A 19,710-nucleotide genomic window follows, 5' to 3' on the forward strand; every position below is an offset into this window, starting at 1 on the left:
AGAAGGTATGGGAGTATCGGCGCATCAACGTGTTTTAATTTTCCTGATTTTGTTAGGAGTATTATTTTCTCAAAATACAAAAGCTTTGGCCTGGACTGTTTCACCAGTTAGGTTTGAAGTTAAAGCTGAAAAAGGGAAAGAATATACATTAACCTTTTCAGTATTAAATGAAAGTCAGCTTTATCAAAAAAGATTTGAAATCCAAACAGATGATTGGGTAATAGATAAAGAAAATAATTTTCTAAGGAAAGCTTTTAATAAAAATTTAGAAATAAAATATTCAGCAACATCATGGATTAGAGTTTCACCACAACAGTTTGTGCTTCCGCCAGGACAGTCAAAAAGTGTTAGATTTACCATTGCTGTTCCAAGTAATCTTGATGGAGATGGAGAATATAAAACAGGTATTTTTGTAGGTGAAAAAAATATTGAAAAGCCTCCAAAAGGAGAAAAAATTGTTCATATAAAACAAGATACTTATATTGGTGTAATTGTTTATGTAAAAATTGGAGAAGAAAAACCAGAAATTATTTTAAAAGATTTTAAAGTAAGTACAAAACCACAAGAAAAAAACTTACATAAGGTAACAATTTATCCTGTTTATGAAAGCCATGGGAATGTTCATTCAAGAGGACAAATCTCAGTAAAGATGGAACCACTCTCAGCTATTGGCCCTAACCTCCCAGCTCCTGATGCTTTTAATGCTGGCGAGTTAGTTGTTTTAAGAGGAACAGAAGTTGCATATCCAATTGATATTCCTGTTTTACTTCCAGCAAATAGTGAATGGAAGTTTGTTGTAACTAGTGATTTCGGTAATAAGACACCTAATCTTGTTGGGACTAAGAAATATAAGATACCTTTACACCCATAAGTTTCCTAAGTATTCTAAATTTTTAAATCCTTCTTTGTAAGCTTTAATTATTTTATCTGCTACAGGTGGATATAGCGTGATTCTATTAAGCTCAAGAATTGGCTTGTAGTCTACATCAGCAAGCATTGGTTCATTACCTATTTTTAATTCCCCGCCTAGTACTTCTCCTGTTGCATAAATATTTATTATGTGTCTGCTTCGATCTGGTGCAATTGCTTCAGATAAAAAAACCACTTTACCAAATTTTATGTCAAGATTTGTTTCTTCTTTTAACTCTCTTACTGCACAGTCTTGAAATGATTCCCCGTACTCTATTCGCCCACCTGGCAAAACCCAATAATATCTACTTGCTTTTTTATGTTGGACAAGCAGTATTTCTTCTTTTTCATTTACGACAATTATTGAAACCCTGAAATTAGGTCTTTGTATGAAATTTCTTCTGTCCCTATATCTAGGATTTGGCATGATTTAAGTTTTTTTAGTATGCACAACTCTTGATGCACAAATAAACTGTATATATTGTACACGATTAAAGAATAAATTAAACTCGTGAGTTAAGATTCTTATGTCAGACTATGTCAGTATCATTTTTAAACCTACTGGATAAATTCAGGCCTCATAAAGTTTATATGCCTTCACCTTTAGTAGGCATTGCACGATTTATTGCATTAGCTATATTTTGGTTTCTAATTATTTATGGTACAACTTCAATTAGTGTAATTTTGTTTGCAAAATTTATTCCAGAGTTATTGTTTAGCTTAAAATTTTTTAAATTAGCGAGGTTCGTTTATTATCTTGCTCCTTTAGTTTGTGTAGTAGTTTTAATTGCAGTAAATGCAATTTTTTTAGTTTTAAATGAAAGAAAAATTCTTGCTTTACTTACAGTAAGAGTGGGTCCAAACAGAGTTGGTCCAAATGGTTTTTTTCAAACAGTAGCAGATGCTATTAAGCTCTTGTTTAAAGAAGACATCATTCCAAAAGGTGCTGACAGACTACTTTTTAATGTAGCTCCTATAATATTTTTTGCACCTACTACAATTGCATTTATACCTATTCTTTCAACTGCAACTAATAATAGTGGACCGTTTTTGTCTTGTGATCTTTCAATTGGAATCTTATTTATTATGGCCATTTCTTCAATCCCAGTGATAGGCTTAGTTTTAGGTGGTTGGGCTAGCAGCAATAAATACTCACTCATTGGCGGACTGCGTAGCGCAGCACAGTCAATTAGCTATGAGATCCCAATGATACTTACTGTAATTAGCATAATTGTTCTAACTGGCTCACTTAATTTAAAAGAAATTGTAGACAGTCAAATAGGTGGAATTTTAAATTGGAATATTTTTGCTTTTGGGAAGTTACCACTTGTACTAAATCTTTTTCCACTTGGTAAAAATACATTCATTGGCCTTTATGCATTAGCTTTTTTAGCTGTAACATTTGTTTTGTTTTTAATATATTTAACTTCTGCATTTGCTGAAGTAAACAGAATTCCTTTTGACTTGCCTGAAGCAGAAAGTGAGCTTGTCTCTGGTTATAATACAGAGTTTACTGGTATAAAATTTGCCTTATTTTTTTTAGGAGAATATACAGCACTTTTTATAATATGTTGTTTAGCTTCAATGCTTTTCTTAGGTGGAGGACATCTTGGAGTTTCAATAGAGACTGAAAGATCTATTATTCAATCATTAGCTACTTTACAAATTGGCGATCAATTTTTTGATTTGTCCTGGCTTTTGCCATCTGTTGTTTTAATGCTAAAAGCTTATGTGCTGATTTTTTGTTCTGTGTGGGTAAGAGCTACTTTGCCAAGATTACGATATGATCAACTTATGAGCTTTGGCTGGAAGTATTTAATTCCACTTTCGCTTATAAATATTTTTGTAGTTGCAATCTTAGTAAGTGTAAGATTTTAAAAGTGTTGAACGTATTTGCAAAAACAATTGATGGTCTCTACAACATACTAAAAGGTATGTTTACTGTAATTAAGCATACTGGTAGAAATCCGATTACATCTAGTTATCCTGATGTAATACCTGAGCTTTATCCAACAAGCCGTCATAGACTTGCATTAACAGTAAATCCTGATACTGGTGAACATCTTTGTATTGCATGTAAACAATGTGAAAGAATTTGCCCTGATACATGTATAACTGTAATCCCGGATCCCGAGAAGAAAGGTGTGATAAAAGAATTTTATTTAGATCATGGACTTTGTATGTTTTGCGGGCTTTGTACTGAGGTTTGTCCTACTAACTGTATTATAAATACTGTTGATTTTGAAATGAGTGAGTATAAAAGAGAAGATTTAATTTATGATATAAAAAGACTTACTCTTACTCAGGAACAATCAAGATTTTATTTTGATTTTAAAGAAATGCCGAAACCAAAACCAAAGCCAGTAAAGGCTTGAAAGGAAACATCATAATGGACCTAGCTTATTTTGCTTTCAGTGTTTTAGCTGTAGCTGGTGCAATAGGTGTCGTATTAGAAAAAAACATTATTAGAGCAGGCTTTGCACTTGTAGTTTGTTTTGGAGCAGTTGCAGGGACTTATTTTACTCTTTCTGCTCCATTTGTAGGTGCTTCGCAAATTTTAATTTATGCTGTTGGAATTACATTAGTAGTTGTTTTTGCACTTATGTTAACAAGTTCAAAATCAAATCTAGAGTCAATAAAAGGTGAGACAGGAAAAAATTTCTTAAGTGCAATAATAGCTCTTGGAATATTTTTTACATTTGCTTTTGCTTTAGTAAGTAATAAATGGCCAAGTAACTTACATGCTATTTGTCCTAGAAATACAGAGGTTATTGGTTTAAAACTTTTAAGTTTATATGTTCTTCCATTTGAATTAATTTCTGTACTTTTATTAGTAGCATTAATAGGAGCAGTCTTAATTGCTAAGAAGGATAAAAAACAGGAGTAAACAGGAGTAAACAGAAGTAAAGATGTCTAATTTTTTAAAACTTTTTATTAGTGCTCTTTTATTAGCATGTTTTTTATTTATGGCTATTAGATTAGACTCTTCACTTGAAAGGTATATCTTGCTTTCAACAGCAATATTTAGTTTAGGAATATATGGTTTAACAGCATCAAGAAACGCAATTAGGGTACTAATGTCTATTGAACTTTTACTTAATGCAGTTAACATTAATCTTGTAGCATTTTCAAGTTTTATGGATCCACTTGAAATCAAAGGACAAATCTTTGCAATTTTTGTTATGGCAGTTGCAGCAGCAGAAGCAGCAATTGCACTTTCTATAATTCTAGCTATCTATCGCAACATGTCATCTGTAGACATGGAGGACTTTGTAAATTTAAAGTGGTAGAGGTTTGAATAAAGGCAGACAATATTGTTTCCTTAATTTAAATTAACTCTGTAAATACTTTAGAATTGGTGTCTTAAATTTGGGGTACCTGCCAAAAGAAAAAAGAAGTGTTGGCTTCACTTGGTTTGAACTTTACTTTAAAAGACAAGAAACTACGCTTAGAACCTATTTTCTGGCTAGAACCAATTATTGAAAACAAAGAAAAACTTGATGATGTAAATGCAAGGTTTGAACTGGCTGAATGTTCAAAAGATTTAGGAGATAAAGGGAATGAAGAAGTTTTAGCTTCAGTCATTCCCATCTGGGGCAGCTGACGGGATTCGAACCCGCGTATACCGGGACCACAACCCGGGGCCTTGGGCCACTTGGCGACAGCTGCCGTGTCCTAGAAATTAGAAAATCAGAAATCAGAGGATCAGAATGAGAAAAACAAATTTAATTATAGCCTACCCTATGTATTAGCTGACCAAAGTTGCTTCGAGTAATTTGTGATTAGTAATAGCCCCGTCCCTTGCACTGCCCACTAGCTTCGCATACTTAGCTAAAGCTCCAGAAGTATAATTTGGTTTTGGTGGTTGCCATTTATTTTTTCTTTGCTTTAATTCTTGTTCACTTAACTCGACATTGATCATTCCTTTTCCAGCATCAATTTCAATCATGTCTCCATCTTGAATAAGTGCAATTGGTCCGCCAATAAATGCTTCAGGTGCTACGTGTCCTATCATGAGTCCTCTTGTACCACCACTAAATCTCCCGTCTGTAATTAATGCACATTCAGTTCCTAAACCTTGACCATAAAGTGCTGCAGTAACTGAAAGCATTTCTCTCATGCCAGGCCCTCCTTTTGGACCTTCATAACGAATTACAACAACATCACCAGCTTTAATTTTTTTGTTTGTAATTGCTTCAAAACATTTTTGCTCACTGTTAAAAACTCTAGCTGGACCATGATGAAATAATTTTTTTGTACCTGCTACTTTTACAACTGCTCCATCTGGTGCAAGATTCCCTTTTAAAATTTTTAAACCACCAGTTGAGCTTAGTGGTTTGTCAATTGGATAAATTACATCTTGATCTTTTGGGAATCTTATATTCTTTAAATTTTCAGCTTGTGTTTTACCTGTAACAGTTAAGCAGTCTCCATTTAACAAACTTGCATCCAACAGATTTTTTAAAACAACTGAGACACCACCTACTTTATGTAAATCATAAGCTACATACTTACCACCTGGTTTTAAATCTACAAAATATGGTGTTTCATGAAATATTTTTTCAATTTCTTCAATTGAAAATTTAATTCCAGCTTCATGTGCCATTGCTGGGAGATGTAAGACTGCATTTGTTGAACCACCTGTAGCAGCTACAACTCTACTAGCATTTTCAAATGCTTTCTTAGTCATAATGTCCAGAGGTTTAATGTCTTCTTTTAAAAGATTAATTACTGCTTCACCACAAGCTTTATGGATTTTCTTTCTTTCAGGATCAATTGCTGGATATGAACTGCTCCCTGGAAGTGCAATTCCAATTGCTTCAGAAACACATGCCATTGTATTTGCTGTAAATTGACCACCACAAGAACCTGCTCCAGGACAAGCATTGCATTCTATTTCATATAATTCTTTATTAGAAATTTTTCCTACATTATAAGCACCAACTGCTTCATATACATCTACAATAGTCAAATCTTTTCCTTTATAATTACCGGGCATTATTGTTCCACCATAAAGAAAAACAGCAGGTAAATTCAAGCGGAGCATTGCCATCATTATTCCAGGTAATCCTTTGTCACAACCAGCTATTCCAATCCATCCGTCATAGCAATGAGCATGCATCATTAGTTCAATTGAGTCTGCAATTATTTCACGACTAACAAGTGAAGCTTTCATCCCTTCATGTCCCATTGCAATTGCATCACTAACTGAAATAGTTATAAATTCACGTGGTGTTCCACCATTTGCAACAATTGATTTTTTAATTGCTTCTGCTTGATCATGAAGAGTTAAATTACAAGGAGTTACTTCATTCCATGTACTAGCAACTCCAATAAAAGGCTGGTTTAATTCTTTATCAGTTAGACCCATTGCACGGTACATTGATCGATGAGGTGCTCTTTCAGGTCCGATTGTTACTGTTTTGCTTTGTTGTTTTAAATCCATGAATTTAGACCATAGACCATAGACTAGAGACTATAGACCTTTTTGTGGTCTACGGTCTATGGTCTATAGTCTTTTGTCCCAACGTGGTTTTTGATTTCATCTAAGCTATAATCTAACATATAAATTTGAAGAATAACAGTATAAGCATATTTATTTAAATAAAGAAAAAAATATAAGATGACCAAAACAGAACTTAACATAGAGAAAATATATGAGGAAAATCTTAAGTTCTGGGATAAGGCGTGGCAAAGAGTTACTAAACCTCATAAAGAATTACCAAAGCTTCCATACATACATGAAATTACACGCAAATTAAAAAAATACCAAGTTAAAAAAGTTCTTGATCTTGGTTGTGGTTCAGGTTGGTTATCAGTTTTTATTTCAAAATATGGTTTTGATGTAACTGGAATTGATATTGCAAAACCAGCTATTGAACTTGGCAAGGTATGGGCAAAGGAAGACAATGTAAACGTAAATTTTTTAGTAGGAGACATTTTAAATTTACCTTTTAAAGAAAAGTCATTTGATGCAATTATTTGTAATTCTGTTCTTGAGCACTTTAGAATGGATCAAGCAAAAATCATTTTTGATAAAGTTTATAAAATATTAATAGATAAAGGATTTTTCTTTGGATGCTTTGACGAAGTTGGTTCTGGAAAAGGTGAATATTTTGAACTAGTAGATTCCACGCATATTTACACTGACGAGGCGCGCCATGGCATGATGCTAAGAAATTATTCGGATCAAGAATTAAAAGAACTTCTAGCTAACTTTGATATCTTATCTTTTGATAAGAATAATTATGGAAGTAGATTAGTCTGGGCGAGGAAGAAATAGATCTTTAAAACACTGCCGTACACCACTCTTTGTACAAATGATTTCGTCCTCTGACTACATTAAAATAAATATCTTGTAATTTTTTACTAATGGGTCCAGGTTTTCCATCTCCAATTGGTCTATGATCAATCATTGTTATTGGGCTGACTTGAGCTCCAGTTCCACAAAAAAATGCTTCATCTGAAATATACAACTCTGTCCTGTCAATTTTTCTTATTTCTGTTTCCAAATCAAGTTCATTTTTTGCAAGCTCGATAATGGTAGTTCTAGTAATGCCTTCTAAGATATTGTCTGAAACTAAAGTAGTAATTAACTTTCCATCTCTGACTATAAAAACATTCATTGCACTTCCTTCAGAGACATGTCCGTCTTGAGATAAGACAATTGCATCATCAAAGCCAGATAAAATTGCATCAGTTTTTGCAAGAGCAGTGTTTACATAACTACCTTGAATTTTTCCTCTTGCAGGTATTGCATTGTCTTCTACTCTTGTCCAGCTGCTAACACAAACATGAAGCCCTTTTGAAATATCTACATAGTCTCCCATTGGCATTGTACAAATTGAAAGTCCTGTAGGATTTAATCCGCCTTTATTTAACAAAGAAGGCCCAACTATAATTCCTGACTTGTATACATTAGGACGAATGTACATGTCACAACTTGGATTATTTTTTTGCATTAACTCTAAAGTAATTTTACAAAGCTCATCAGGAGTTTTATCTAATTCCAGATTTAAAAGATTACAGTTACTAGCTAATCTTTGATAATGTTCTTTCATCCTGAAAATATACATTCGTTTTTCTTCATTGTTCCAATAACCACGAATACCTTCAAAGATCCCAGTACCGTACTGAAAAGCATGGGTCATTATATTTATATTTGCTTCTCTAAGTGGAACAAATTTCCCGTTAAAGTAAGCAATTGAATTTAAATCTATCCCCTCTTTATTTGCCATTGTTTTCTCCAAAGTTTGTTTTGTCATAATTAGACATTATATCAATTATTTTTCTTTCAATGGTACTCTTAGAATTTCTTCATTATCAAGTGGATCAACTAATGCTAATGAATAATTTCCAACTTTATCCATAATTAAAAATGCAAGAGAAATAGTTGCCTCGTTAAATGGTTTTATTGTTTTAAGTGCTTCTTGTCCTGATAGAAATAAATCTGGATGCAATGGCTCAACTTCAGAATTGTTTACTAAAACAATGTCAGATAAACTAATTGGGTTTTGTGAATTATTTTTTAGTTCAAAATTTAAAATAATGTAATCTCCATATTTTTTACTGTGCATCTTATTTATATTTTTTATTGTTATATTAATTTCATCTTTATTTGTTTTTGGAAAAAATCTAAATCCTTTGTAGCTCTCTGCTTCTCTGTTTCTTTGTTTCTCTGCTTCTTGTACCGGAAGCTCTCCTAAAATATATAAATTACTTTTTAAGACAACTTTTGTATTAATTCCAGTCAAGAGTGTTGGGATTTTACCTTTCCTTCGCATTGAGCCTACAATTCCTGCACTTGCTCCGATTCCACCACCAGCAAGGACACTAATTCCATGCGTAGCAAATGCAAGCGGTAAACCACCATATTGAAGTCCTGCAATTAAACCATGGAAAGTTCCATAGGTAGTTAATGCAGCATCATAAGTTAAAGTATCTGCAAGTTTTTTTGTAATGGGTAAAGTGTTTGTACTTACAGAAGCAAAAATTGGAATTCTTATATTACCTGGAGTAATAATTTCATTAAATTCAATTTCAAATGCGCCGTCTTGTCCAAAGTATCTTGGACTTTTTATTTCAGTTATAATTCCATCAAGTCTGCTTCCTTTTGGTATGTAAAAATCTTTCCCAATTAAAATATCATCCTTTAAAATCGCACTTATTTTATCTCCTTGTTGACTAAAGTAAAAATTTATTGGTGTGTTTAAACTAATATCAATGATTTGTCCTTTGTCAATGACTGTTGAAATCCCACCCTTTAGTAAGGTCTTGGAGGTTGCTTCAAGTCCACAGTAACTACTTACAAGAAGAAAAGAAAGAACTAGTAGAAAATTTACAAACCTAAGTAATATCATATGCATCAAATCTCAATCCCAATTTTTTAATTTTCCAATTAGCTAAGAATTACCAGAGAATTCCTTAATTTTCAATTCTCAAACCTTAGTTGTCAATTACAAATATGTAATGCTACTAGTTAATCATGCCAAACATTTTGTAAAAAATACATGTTTTCAGGTATGCTACATCAGAACAACTTGGTTTAATTAACATCTTAGGGATAGGTAATTTAATAAGAAGGAGCAAAAAAGGATGTTAAAAAAATCAAAACTAGTTGCACTTACGTTAGTGATATCAATGCTACTACCACTAGCAGCATTGGCTGATGAAGCAAGTTCAGGTTGTAAGAAACCGAATCTGCTAACTGAGTGGACAATTGGATTGCCGTTTAAATTAGTTGGTGCAACTTTAAGTAGTGCAACAGGATTACTTGTTGGAACAACAACAGGAATAGTTAGAGGTGCAATTAAAGGTACTAAAGCAGTTGCAGGTGCTCTTGGTGATGAAGATGGAGCAGTTGAAACATTAGCTGGTTTAGCAGTAGGTGCAGCACCCGGTGCAGCAGTGCATGGACTTCTTGGTGGAACTCTTTGGACAGCAAAAGGATTTCAATCTGGATTTGAAAAACCTTTTTCATGCCAATCATTACATTCTGCATTTGAAGGCATACCTGATTCTGTTGAGTGGACTGCTGAAGGTGCTTCAAAAGCATTTTCAAGCTGAAAATTAAAGTTCGATTTGTTTAAACATTAAATGGTAGAATACGAAAGCCAGTACTAGCTTAAGCTGCTGGCTTTTAAATTTTTATTATGAGCCGATATGTTTTAGTTTTAACTTTTATCTTTGGTTTAGTACTCGGAAGTTATATAGCTCTTTCTTCAGTAAATAAGTTTTTAGGTCTTCCAAATGTTAGTAACATAACTGAATATGAACCGATAAGCTCAATTGAACTGTATGACTATAGAAATAAATTTGTTGGCTTTTTACAAGGCACTGAAGACAGGCAAGTTGTTCCTTTAAGTGAGATTTCTCCTTATTTAAAACGAGCTGTTCTAGCTATTGAAGATAAAAGTTTTTATGAACATGGAGGTGTAGATCTTGTAGCAATAGTTAGGGCATTTTTTGCAAACCTTCAAGCTGGAAAAATAGTTGAAGGTGGCAGCACAATTACTCAGCAGCTTGTTAAAAATCTTTTAATCCCTGAAAAAGAAAGAGGCAGAACTTTCACAAGAAAAATAAAAGAGATTTTACTTGCACTTGAACTAGAAAGAAAAGTCAATAAAGATAAAATACTAGAACTTTATTTAAATCAGGTTTATTGGGGAAATCGTGCTTATGGAATACAAAGAGCTGCACAAAGATACTTTAATAAAAGCTCAACAAATCTAACACTAGGTGAATCAGCATATCTTGCAGGACTTCTTCAAGCACCAAGTCAGTTATCATCCGATCTTAAATTAGCAAAAGAAAGAAAAAATCTTGTTCTTTTAAAAATGTTAGAGTTTGGCTATATAAATAAAAAGCAATATAACTTGGCTCTGAAAGAAAAACTTAATTTTAGTTCTTCACCAGGACAATTTGAACTTTATCCATATTATTTTTCATATGTCCTGGAAGAATTAAAAAAAAGATTTAACATAGAGGAGTTAAGAGAAAAAGGATATAAAGTTTACACAGGTTTAGATCCAGAAGCACAAACTAAAGCAGAAAAAATTTTAAATGAAGAAATTAAAAATGCCCCATATGGAGTAAATCAATATGCACTTGCTGCAATAGATGTAAAAAGTGGACAGGTAAGAGCTCTTGTTGGAGGAGTTGGAGATTTCTGGAAAAACCAATGGAACAGAGCAACAAACCCTCATACAATTGGTTCAGCATTTAAACCATTTACTTATTTAACTGCATTTGAACTTGGTTTAGTAGATCTAGATACTAAAATTAAAGATTCAAAGATTGAAATAGAAGATGGAGTAGATATGATCTGGGCCCCAAAAAACTTTGATGAAAAATACTGGGGCACTATAACGGTAAGAGAAGCAATAACTTTTTCTAGAAACCTTCCAGCAGTTAAAGTTGCAAAACAAATTGGAATTGAAAGAATTATTGAAACAGCTAAAGCATGTGGAATTGAATCAACTTTAGAACCACACTTATCATTATCACTTGGCAGTGATGCAATTACACCTTTAGAAGCTGCCAGTAGTTATGCTACTTTTGCAAGAGGTGGAGTTTATATAAAACCAATCTTAATTAGAAGCATAGAAGATCCTAAGAAAAGAATTATTGAAAAAAATGTGCCAGTGCCTCAAAGAGCAGTATCAGCTGACGCAACAGCAATATTAGTTAGCGTTTTAGAAGATGTAGTAAAAAGAGGGACAGGTACTTTAGCTCGTCTTAGTGACAGGCCTGTTGCTGGTAAAACAGGCACATCAGACAAGTCAAGAGATGTTTGGTTTATTGGCTTTACACCTGATCTTTCAGTAGCAATATGGGGCGGCAATGATTTAAATAAAGAAATTCATGGCAAAGGAGTAACAGGAGGAGCAATTGTTGCAAGAGTATGGAAAAGATTTTGTGAGGGATATTATGCAGATAAAGATATTTCACCAGGAAAGTTTCCTCATGAACCTAGAATGAAAGAATTACTTGTTGATCCACTAACAGGACTTTTAGCTACTCCATATACATTTCATCCAATTAAAAAACGCTTTTTCCCTGGAACTGAACCAAACGAATATGCTCCTGTTCCACTTGGTGCAAAAAGGTTTAGGCCTTTTGCTAGACTTTTTTATAATCAAATTTTTAATAATAAAAATAAATTTGTCGAAGATAAGGAAACAATTCTAAATAATGGAGACGAAGAAAACGAAGAAAACGAAGAAAAAGGAGAAATAATTGATGAGACTAAACAAGAAGTTGAACCACCTGTTCCACAAGAAGAAATAAAAGATAATGAAGAAGAAGAAAAAGGGCCATAAATGTTACATGAATTTGAAAAAGAATTAGTTTATGGCAGAAAGCCTGTTCTAGAAATGCTCCAGCAAAGCGCCTCTACACAAATAAATAAAATTTGGCTAAGCAATGGTTTTCAGGATAAAAAATTTAAACAATTAATTATTTCTTTTGCAAAAGATAAAAAAATTCCTATTAATTTTGTTCCAGAATCTAGATTAAACAATTTAACAATTAACCAAAATCATCAAGGGATTGTTCTAAGCATTTCTCCAATTAATTATTTGTCTGTAGAGACGCTCCACCGGAGCGTCTCTACACCAAAAATAATTTTAATTGCTCATGAAATTGAAGATCCTCATAATTTAGGTGCAATGATTAGAACTTTTGTAGCTGGTGGTGGGAAAGGAATAATACTTACAGGCAGAAAAAGTGTTGGTATAAGTTCGACAGTTATTAAGACAAGTGCAGGTGTTTTGTTTCAAGCAAATTTTGCAAGGGCTACAAATTGTATAAATGTTATTAAAGAGCTAAAAGAAAAAGGATTTTGGATAGTAGGAACAGATGTTACAAAAAATGCTGAATCAATTTATAAAGTAGACCTGCCAGATCAAATCGCCATCTTAGTTGGCAATGAGCATGAAGGCTTAAGTAATTTAATAAAAAAGAACTGTGATTTTCTTATAAGAGTCCCTACAAGTAATAAAGTTGATTCATTAAATGTGTCTGTAGCTTTTGGAATATTACTTTTTGAGTTTCTAAGGCAGAAAAACCTTTTAACAGTAATCAATCCTATATCCTAGCTCTTTCATCATTGGTTCAATTACTGGATAAGTATTTTTTATAAGATCTATATTTTTTTTCCATTTATCTTTATCTGGCTTTGAGTTTGCATTTACTATTGGAGGAGTCTTGGACAGATCTCTTAGTCTTTTTGTAAATGGAATATCAATAAAGTCACAAACTTTTTTAACTATCTCATAAGTGTTACAAGAAAGTTCTTCATAAGAAATAAAATATTTTCTTTGATTTTCAATGGCTTGTAAACCCTCAAGGGCAGCTTTGTTTGAGCTTATCCATTGAAATGCACAAACTTCTTCTAAAGGTTTGTTTGTATAATTTTTCCAGCCTGGAGGTAGAACAAACTTCCAGACAGTGTCATTGTAACCTTTTATGTTTAATGATACTTGAAGATTTTCTGTCCTTAGATACTTGTTTGGGATTTTCCATCCTTCAATTAAAGAACTTATGTTTGACCTGCCATCACGTTTAAGAAAAATGAATAAGCAATCTTTAAATAACTTATTTACAAATGGTATCCGATAACAATTCTTAGGTGTCTTTTCAACTAGTCTGTATTTTCTTAGAAGAAGATTTTTGTATAAAAGATTTGAAGGAATTATAAGCTTGCTTAATCCTCTAAAGAAATTATTTTTTAGTATAAATTCCCTGTTAAAATATCCAAGATAATAATTATTTAAAGATTTTTTATGAAACTCATTTAAAATAAAATTCTTGGACTTGTTATTTAAGTCGTTTTCACTTAAGATATCATCTTGCAATTCTTTCTTTGTAAGTTGAAAATATAAATCCCAAATCTCATTACTTTCTCTATATAAAGACCATAATTCACTACTAGTACTTAATATCCTAAAAAGTAAGCTAGTACCAGATCTTGGGCATCCAACTATTATTACTGGCTTTCTAATCTCTAGCATTTTACCTATTTTACGCTACTTTTTAGCACTCAGTATAAATTTACTGTCAAAAGATTATTAAGCCTTGCTTTTTATTATTGATATGGAAAATGACTTACAGCTAGATCAAAATGAATTAAAAATTGATTCATTTGAAATTTTAAGTAGGTTTATAGATTTATGTAAAAACCATTCTAGAAATAGTCCCTTTAAAATATCACTTTCATGCTCAGCTGATATTACAGCTGCTGTATATTACTATCGTAAATACCCAAAGGTTGATAATTTTATTTCTGAATGCTTGAACGGTAACTGTGACTATCTACAGTTAAAGTGGCTAAGATCGACATGGAATGCATTTAGCAAGATGAATGATTTTGAATTGTCTGAACTTGTTATAAATCAAATTACTTTGGTTGCTAATTTAGAAGAAGAACAATAATATAGGAAGCGTGAAAAAGGAACCTCTCTCCAAAAAGCTTACTTTTGGTATCTTTTATTTGCTTTCAAGTTCTTTTGCTACACTTGGTTTAAATGTAATAACTGTTGGTTTTATCGCAAGAACACTAGGCGTTGAGCAGTTTGGACTTTATTCAGCAATTTTTTCCTTTGTAGGACTTTTTCAATTTTTCAGTGATTTTGGAATTAACAAAACCTTACTTAAGTTTGGTTCTACAGAAATTAAAAATGCTCAAGCTAGTTTTGGGAATGCACTTTTTGTTAAAAGCATTTTAATAGTACCAACAATTTTTTTAGTTATAATTTTTGGACTTATTGCTGGTTATAGAAATAATGAAATAATTATAGTTACTTTTTTTATTATTAGTTTGATTTTTGATAGCTATGGAACTTTGTTTAGTAGCATTAGAAGAATTTTAGGAAGTTTTAAATTAATCTCGTTTTTTAGAGTGTTGAGAACTTGTTTGAATTTAATAATCATTATATGTGCTTTATCAATTAAAAGCTCAGTTTTTTCTCTTGCATTAGCAATTATGATTTTCAGCCTTGTTACTTTTCTTATTTCTTTAATTAATACTGTAATGCTACTGAAACCAAAGTTACAGTTAAATCTATTAAATGAATTTTTTAAAGACTCAGTAATATTTAGTTTTAGTGATTTTTTTCTAGGCATTTATGCAAAAATCAGCACAGTATTATTGTCGTTTTTTAGTGATTTACATTCAGTTGGGATTTATGGTGCTGCAATAAGATTTACAAGAATTGCAAATCTTTTACCAAATCAAGTTAAGTTTGCTCTACTACCAACAATGTACAGGTTATTAGGTAACAATAACAATGATACTTACTCTTCAAATGTAAGAGTTTTTAAGATCTTGTTTAAATACATGACAATTTTTGCAACTCCTCTTGTTATATCAATTTATTTTTTTTCTGATTCAATTATTCATCTTATTTTTGGCAAGAAATACGATCTTGCAATTCCACTTGTTAAGTTGTTTAGTTTATTTATTTATTTACGTTTTGTAGAAACACCTTTTAACTTATTTTATATTGCCATGAACAAGCATAAAAAGATGGTTTATTTTCAAGGCATTACAAGTGGATTAAGTGTAATTTTGAATTTAATTTTAATTCCTAAGTTTTTTATGTATGGAGCAGCTGCAGCAACAATCATAAGCGAAATAGTTTTCGCCTTAATGCTTGTGTTTTCTGGCATTAAATATTCAATATGGGATTTGCAAAATATTTTTGTTTTGTTCTTAAAGCCTTTAACTTCTGGTTTATTGGCTTTGTTTCTTACATTGTTTTTCCTTAGTAAAATTAATATATTTGTTCAAATCATATTTTTATATGTTAGTTATCTGTTGTTTCTTTTTGTTACAAGATTATTTAATAAAGAAGATAAAGATCTTTTCATGAAAATCATTGCTAGAGAGTGATATGATTATTAAAAATGTCAATTGGTACGAAAATAAAAAAATCATCCCGCCTTCCCGAATGGCTCCAGAAGAATGTTTTATTAAGTGAAGAGTCAAGAAAAGTTCATGCTTTAATTCAGGAATTTAACTTAAATACAGTTTGTCAAAGCGCTCGTTGTCCAAATAAAAATGAATGTTTTTCAAGCGGTACAGCAACTTTTATGATTAATGGAAATATTTGTACAAGAGGTTGTACTTTTTGTAGTGTTTTAAAAGGCAAACCTACCATGTTGCCTAATGAAGATGAACCCAAAAATATTGCACTATTAGCTAAAGTGCTTGACTTAAAACACATTGTTATAACTTCAGTAAATAGAGATGATTTACCTGATCAAGGTTCCAGTCAATTTGCAAAAACTATTTATGCAATTCGCGGGATAATCCCTAAAGTAGTAATTGAAGTTTTAACTCCAGACTTTAGAGGTAGCAAAGAATGTATTAAAAGGGTAGTAGACGCTTCTCCAGATATTTATAATCATAATTTAGAAACAGTGCCAAGATTGTATCGGATAGTTAGGCCTGGTGCAATTTATAAAAGATCTCTAGAGTTAATAAACTATGTAAAAGATCTAAATCCAAACATAACTACAAAGTCTGGAATGATGCTTGGTTTAAGTGAAGAAATAAAAGAAGTTATACAAGTAATTGAGGATTTATTTTTATATAAATGTGATTATCTTACTCTTGGACAATATATGCAACCAACACAAGATAGTTGTCCTGTTTTTAGATATCTTAAACCAAGTGAGTTTGAAAACCTAAAAGATATAGCTTTAAAAATTGGTTTTAAAAAAGTATTTAGCGGACCATTAGTTAGAAGTTCTTATCATGCTGAAAAGTTGCATCAACAGTGATGGAAAAGAAACCAAAATATTTGTTAGTTCTTCTCATCATGCTTATTTCTTTTTTAAGCCTGGGGATTTCTGTAAGCAAGTTATCTTTAGATAAAGAAGAGCCAAAAATAAAAGAAGAAGAATCTAAAAATATTAGCGAATCATATTGCACTGCTAAAGTAATAAAAATAATTTCAGACAATGAAGAAGAACTTCCTGGCGGAAACAAACAAAGAGTACAACAATTACTTCTTAAAATTGTTTCAGGAGTTGATAAAAATAAAAAAAGAGTTACAACTAACATCATCCCTGACAATCCTGCTTTCTCAATTTTTGGTGAGGTTGGAAGAAAATATTTAATTACAAAAGTAGAAAACTTAGAAACAGGCAGTGAAGATTATTTCATTATTGATTACTATCGGGAGCATTTTGTCTGGTATTTGTTTAGTGCTTTTTTAGTTGTGCTTATAGTGGTCGGTGGTGTTAAAGGAATTAGAACAATATTTTCGTTAGCTGCAACAATTTTACTTATTGCATTCTTTTTAATCCCTTGTGTAATAAAAGGAATTAATCCTCTTTTAATTGCAGTAATAGTTTCATTTCTTGCAACTGCAGTTACAATGATGCTTGTAGCAGGCATTAATGTAAAATCTTTAGCAAGTACTCTAGGTACTGTTATTGGAGTTAGTTTTAGCGGGTTAATTGCTACAGTTGTAATTAAAACTGCACCACTCTCAGGACTTGCAAGTACTGAAGCAATGATACTTTGGGGAAACCAACTGTATGAAATAAATTTTAAAGGTTTACTTGCTAGTGGCATGATTATCTCATGTCTTGGAGCAATTATGGATGTAGCAATTTCAATTTCAAGTTCTATTTATGAAATTAAAACAGCAAATCCAAATTACACTGTTAAAAAATTATTTACATCAGGTATGAATATTGGAAAAGATATCATGGGAACTATGACTAATACATTGGTCTTGGCATATACAGGAATGGCATTGCCATTGCTTTTGCTAATTAGCTATGAAAAAAACCCTACTAAGTTTTTAAACTTAGAGCTTGTAGTCTCAGAAATAACTGCAGCTATTGCTGGAAGTATTGGACTTGTAATTTCAGTGCCAGTTACTGCTTTAATAATGAGTTTTTTAGCAGCACGAGCTAGCGAACCGGCGAAGGGACGAACCGGCGATTAGAAAAAATATGGATATCCTTGATTACAAAGAATGTGTAACGAAAATATACTTTGTTCGTCATGGGGAGACAAAAGCAAATAAACTTAGATTATTGTTTGGCCAGTTAGACTTGGATTTAAACAAGCAAGGTTTAAAAGATGCAAGAAGAGTTGCAAGCAAGTTATTAAAAATTGCAAAGAAAGAAAAAATAAGTTTTATTATTTCAAGCCCTTTAAAGAGAGCAAAACATACAGCAAATATAATCTCACAAGAGCTTGTAAGGGCAGGCCTTGCGCCTGCCTCTAGAATCATCATAGATAAAAACTTAATGGAAAAATCAGAAGGCACGTGGGATGGGAAAAGTTTTTGGGATGTTAGACAAAAAGACCCTAAAAATTATTATTCTTGGGTAAAAGATCCTTTTAAGAACAGGACTCCAAAAGGTGAATCAGTACTTGATTTAAATAAAAGAGTAAAAAAATTTTATAAGACTGTATTAAAAAAGTATTTAGGTAAAAATATTATTGTAACGACTCACTCAGGACCAATTAGACTTTTTGTCTTAAATTTATTAGGCACAAAAATAAATAAGTTTTGGTACTTAAAAACTGAATGTGGCTCTATTACAGAAGTTCATATAAGCAAAAAACATGCAATGATATGGAGTTTAAATGTTAATTAAATTAATTAAACTTCTTACCTTAAGTAATTAAGCGGGTTTTGTGGTCTGCCGTTTTTTCTAACTTCAAAATGTAAGTGTGGTCCAGTTGAATAACCGGTTTGACCTTCATATCCAACTATATCTCCTTTTGTTATTGTTTTTCCTTTAGAAACATTGTCTCTGCTTAAGTGAGCATAAAGTGTTGAAAAACTCATACCATGATCTACAATAACAACTTTTCCATAACCACCGTACCAACCGTTAAAAATTACTCTTCCACTATCTGATGCCATTATTGGTGTTCCAAAAGGTGCAGCTAGATCTACACCACTGTGAAAACTAACCACTCTAAAAATAGGATGTCTTCTTAAACCAAATGGTGAAGTTAGTCTGCCCATAATTGGATAAGAAAATGCACCACTGCCACCTATAAATGAACCTGAAAAATCACTTTCCCCAATAAGTTGGTTTATTTCACTAATAAGCTGCTGAGATTCTCTTTCCAATTGTCTTTCTGCTTGTTCATAAGCAGCTCTTTCTGTCCGAAGCTTGCTTACTATGTTTGATTGAGCCTTATGTTCTTTAGAAATAAGTTTTTTTTGTTCTTCAATTTCAGTTACAATATTTGTAAACTTAATTTTTTGTACCGCAAGACGATCTTTATAATTTCCAATTTCCTTGGACTGTTGTTCAAGTCTTTCTAGAAGGTTTTTGTCTTGTACTACAAGTAATTTTTGATAGTACAGGTAATCTAAAAAATCTGTAAGATTAGGTGTCTTTAACAGAGTTTCTAAAACTCTCAATCTTTGACCTTGGTAAATTTGTTTAATTCTAGCTGCAGCATCAGTTCTTAAACCTGAATAATCTGTCTTTAGTTCTGAGAGCTTTTCCTCAGTGGATTCAAGATCATTTTGTGTACTAGAAAGCTGAAGCTTGTTCCTTTTTAGTTTTTCTTGAGTAGAGTAAAGTTTCTTTTGTATTTCTGTAAGCCTGCCAACTGCAACTTTTTCTTTTTCCTTAGTTTCTTCTATTTTTTTTCTTAAGTATTCTCCTTTTTGTTCTAAGTCCTTAAGTACCCTTGATTTACTTGAACTCTTCGAATAGGTTGGAAGATTTGAAAATATAATCAGTAGCAATAAAACTATAGTTAAAAAGATTTGATTTGTTTTCTTCATGGAATTAAAAATTATTGTTTAT

Annotated in this window: 21 protein-coding genes and 1 tRNA gene; 15 read left to right on the forward strand and 7 right to left on the reverse strand. The window is 32.0% G+C overall.

The annotated features are described in order from the left end of the window. Window positions 1-7 precede the first annotated feature (7 nt). Entirely contained in the window at window positions 8-871 is an 864-nt protein-coding gene (locus HYY52_04280; protein ID MBI2995903.1) for a hypothetical protein, read from the forward strand. Here HYY52_04280 and HYY52_04285 read toward each other — a convergent pair. Further along, the gene (locus HYY52_04285) at window positions 860-1,336 is read right to left on the reverse strand and encodes an NUDIX hydrolase (GenBank protein ID MBI2995904.1); all 477 of its coding nucleotides are present in this window, start codon (window positions 1,334-1,336) and stop codon (window positions 860-862) included. The genes HYY52_04280 and HYY52_04285 overlap by 12 nt on opposite strands. A 272-nt stretch (window positions 1,337-1,608) precedes the next feature. Here HYY52_04285 and HYY52_04290 point away from each other — a divergent pair, with 272 nt between their 5' ends. From HYY52_04290 to HYY52_04310, 5 genes are all read left to right on the forward strand, one after another. Beyond that, window positions 1,609-2,787: an NADH-quinone oxidoreductase subunit H gene (locus HYY52_04290; protein MBI2995905.1), complete on the forward strand. Its 1,179-nt coding sequence runs from the start codon at window positions 1,609-1,611 to the stop codon at window positions 2,785-2,787. Between the two features lie 2 nt (window positions 2,788-2,789). Continuing rightward, window positions 2,790-3,284, forward strand: coding sequence for an NADH-quinone oxidoreductase subunit I (locus tag HYY52_04295; GenBank protein ID MBI2995906.1), 495 nt, complete (start codon window positions 2,790-2,792; stop codon window positions 3,282-3,284). Window positions 3,285-3,298: 14 nt separating this feature from the next. Further along, entirely contained in the window at window positions 3,299-3,796 is a 498-nt protein-coding gene (locus HYY52_04300; GenBank protein ID MBI2995907.1) for an NADH-quinone oxidoreductase subunit J, read from the forward strand. Between the two features lie 79 nt (window positions 3,797-3,875). Then, the gene (nuoK, locus tag HYY52_04305; GenBank protein ID MBI2995908.1) at window positions 3,876-4,199 is read left to right on the forward strand and encodes an NADH-quinone oxidoreductase subunit NuoK; all 324 of its coding nucleotides are present in this window, start codon (window positions 3,876-3,878) and stop codon (window positions 4,197-4,199) included. Between the two features lie 107 nt (window positions 4,200-4,306). Beyond that, the gene (locus HYY52_04310) at window positions 4,307-4,513 is read left to right on the forward strand and encodes a hypothetical protein (GenBank protein ID MBI2995909.1); all 207 of its coding nucleotides are present in this window, start codon (window positions 4,307-4,309) and stop codon (window positions 4,511-4,513) included. On the opposite strand, the gene HYY52_04315 is transcribed toward HYY52_04310, so the two are convergent. Both HYY52_04315 and ilvD read right to left on the reverse strand, forming a co-directional pair. Continuing rightward, a tRNA-His gene (locus HYY52_04315) sits at window positions 4,502-4,578 on the reverse strand. The two genes, HYY52_04310 and HYY52_04315, sit on opposite strands and share 12 nt — an antisense overlap. 79 nt (window positions 4,579-4,657) lie before the next feature. Continuing rightward, window positions 4,658-6,355: a dihydroxy-acid dehydratase gene (ilvD, locus tag HYY52_04320; GenBank protein MBI2995910.1), complete on the reverse strand. Its 1,698-nt coding sequence runs from the start codon at window positions 6,353-6,355 to the stop codon at window positions 4,658-4,660. 177 nt (window positions 6,356-6,532) lie between these two features. Between ilvD and HYY52_04325 the strand changes: the two genes are divergently transcribed. Then, the gene (locus HYY52_04325; protein ID MBI2995911.1) at window positions 6,533-7,192 is read left to right on the forward strand and encodes a class I SAM-dependent methyltransferase; all 660 of its coding nucleotides are present in this window, start codon (window positions 6,533-6,535) and stop codon (window positions 7,190-7,192) included. A gap of 4 nt (window positions 7,193-7,196) precedes the next feature. Here the strand turns inward: HYY52_04325 and HYY52_04330 are convergent, their stop codons facing one another. Beyond that, window positions 7,197-8,147, reverse strand: coding sequence for a branched-chain amino acid transaminase (locus HYY52_04330; protein MBI2995912.1), 951 nt, complete (start codon window positions 8,145-8,147; stop codon window positions 7,197-7,199). A 45-nt stretch (window positions 8,148-8,192) separates the two neighbouring features. Further along, the gene (locus tag HYY52_04335; GenBank protein MBI2995913.1) at window positions 8,193-9,269 is read right to left on the reverse strand and encodes a hypothetical protein; all 1,077 of its coding nucleotides are present in this window, start codon (window positions 9,267-9,269) and stop codon (window positions 8,193-8,195) included. Between the two features lie 235 nt (window positions 9,270-9,504). Between HYY52_04335 and HYY52_04340 the strand changes: the two genes are divergently transcribed. The 3 genes from HYY52_04340 to rlmB all read left to right on the forward strand — a co-directional run bounded on the left by HYY52_04340 (window position 9,505) and on the right by rlmB (window position 13,007). Next, complete coding sequence (locus tag HYY52_04340) at window positions 9,505-9,975, forward strand: hypothetical protein (GenBank protein ID MBI2995914.1); 471 nt, start codon at window positions 9,505-9,507, stop codon at window positions 9,973-9,975. An 86-nt stretch (window positions 9,976-10,061) separates the two neighbouring features. Next, window positions 10,062-12,230: a PBP1A family penicillin-binding protein gene (locus HYY52_04345; GenBank protein MBI2995915.1), complete on the forward strand. Its 2,169-nt coding sequence runs from the start codon at window positions 10,062-10,064 to the stop codon at window positions 12,228-12,230. Beyond that, a complete protein-coding gene (gene rlmB / locus HYY52_04350) occupies window positions 12,231-13,007 on the forward strand; it encodes a 23S rRNA (guanosine(2251)-2'-O)-methyltransferase RlmB (protein MBI2995916.1) in 777 nt (258 codons plus the stop codon). Here rlmB and HYY52_04355 read toward each other — a convergent pair. After that, window positions 12,981-13,922 carry a sulfotransferase gene (locus HYY52_04355; protein MBI2995917.1) on the reverse strand — a complete coding sequence of 314 codons (942 nt, stop codon included), beginning with the start codon at window positions 13,920-13,922 and terminating at the stop codon, window positions 12,981-12,983. The two genes, rlmB and HYY52_04355, sit on opposite strands and share 27 nt — an antisense overlap. An 82-nt stretch (window positions 13,923-14,004) precedes the next feature. On the opposite strand from HYY52_04355, the gene HYY52_04360 reads away from it, so the two are divergent. From HYY52_04360 to HYY52_04380, 5 genes are read left to right on the forward strand one after another with little or no spacing between them, the layout of a single operon-like run. Continuing rightward, on the forward strand, window positions 14,005-14,343 hold the full coding sequence (locus HYY52_04360) for a hypothetical protein (GenBank protein ID MBI2995918.1): 339 nt from the start codon (window positions 14,005-14,007) through the stop codon (window positions 14,341-14,343). Window positions 14,344-14,353: 10 nt separating this feature from the next. Further along, the gene (locus HYY52_04365; protein ID MBI2995919.1) at window positions 14,354-15,802 is read left to right on the forward strand and encodes a flippase; all 1,449 of its coding nucleotides are present in this window, start codon (window positions 14,354-14,356) and stop codon (window positions 15,800-15,802) included. A 14-nt stretch (window positions 15,803-15,816) separates the two neighbouring features. Then, window positions 15,817-16,695: a lipoyl synthase gene (gene lipA / locus HYY52_04370; GenBank protein ID MBI2995920.1), complete on the forward strand. Its 879-nt coding sequence runs from the start codon at window positions 15,817-15,819 to the stop codon at window positions 16,693-16,695. Then, window positions 16,692-17,873, forward strand: a complete 1,182-nt coding sequence (locus tag HYY52_04375; GenBank protein MBI2995921.1) for a YibE/F family protein — start codon at window positions 16,692-16,694, stop codon at window positions 17,871-17,873. Before lipA ends, HYY52_04375 begins: the two co-directional genes overlap by 4 nt. 7 nt (window positions 17,874-17,880) lie before the next feature. Further along, window positions 17,881-18,534 (forward strand): histidine phosphatase family protein, encoded by a 654-nt coding sequence (locus HYY52_04380; protein ID MBI2995922.1) that lies wholly within the window; start codon window positions 17,881-17,883, stop codon window positions 18,532-18,534. 14 nt (window positions 18,535-18,548) lie between these two features. Here the strand turns inward: HYY52_04380 and HYY52_04385 are convergent, their stop codons facing one another. Continuing rightward, window positions 18,549-19,688, reverse strand: a complete 1,140-nt coding sequence (locus HYY52_04385; protein MBI2995923.1) for a peptidoglycan DD-metalloendopeptidase family protein — start codon at window positions 19,686-19,688, stop codon at window positions 18,549-18,551. Between the last annotated feature and the right edge of the window lie 22 nt (window positions 19,689-19,710).

The sequence above is a fragment of the Candidatus Melainabacteria bacterium genome (genome assembly GCA_016193285.1).
Classification (GTDB): domain Bacteria; phylum Cyanobacteriota; class Vampirovibrionia; order 2-02-FULL-35-15; family 2-02-FULL-35-15; genus JACPSL01.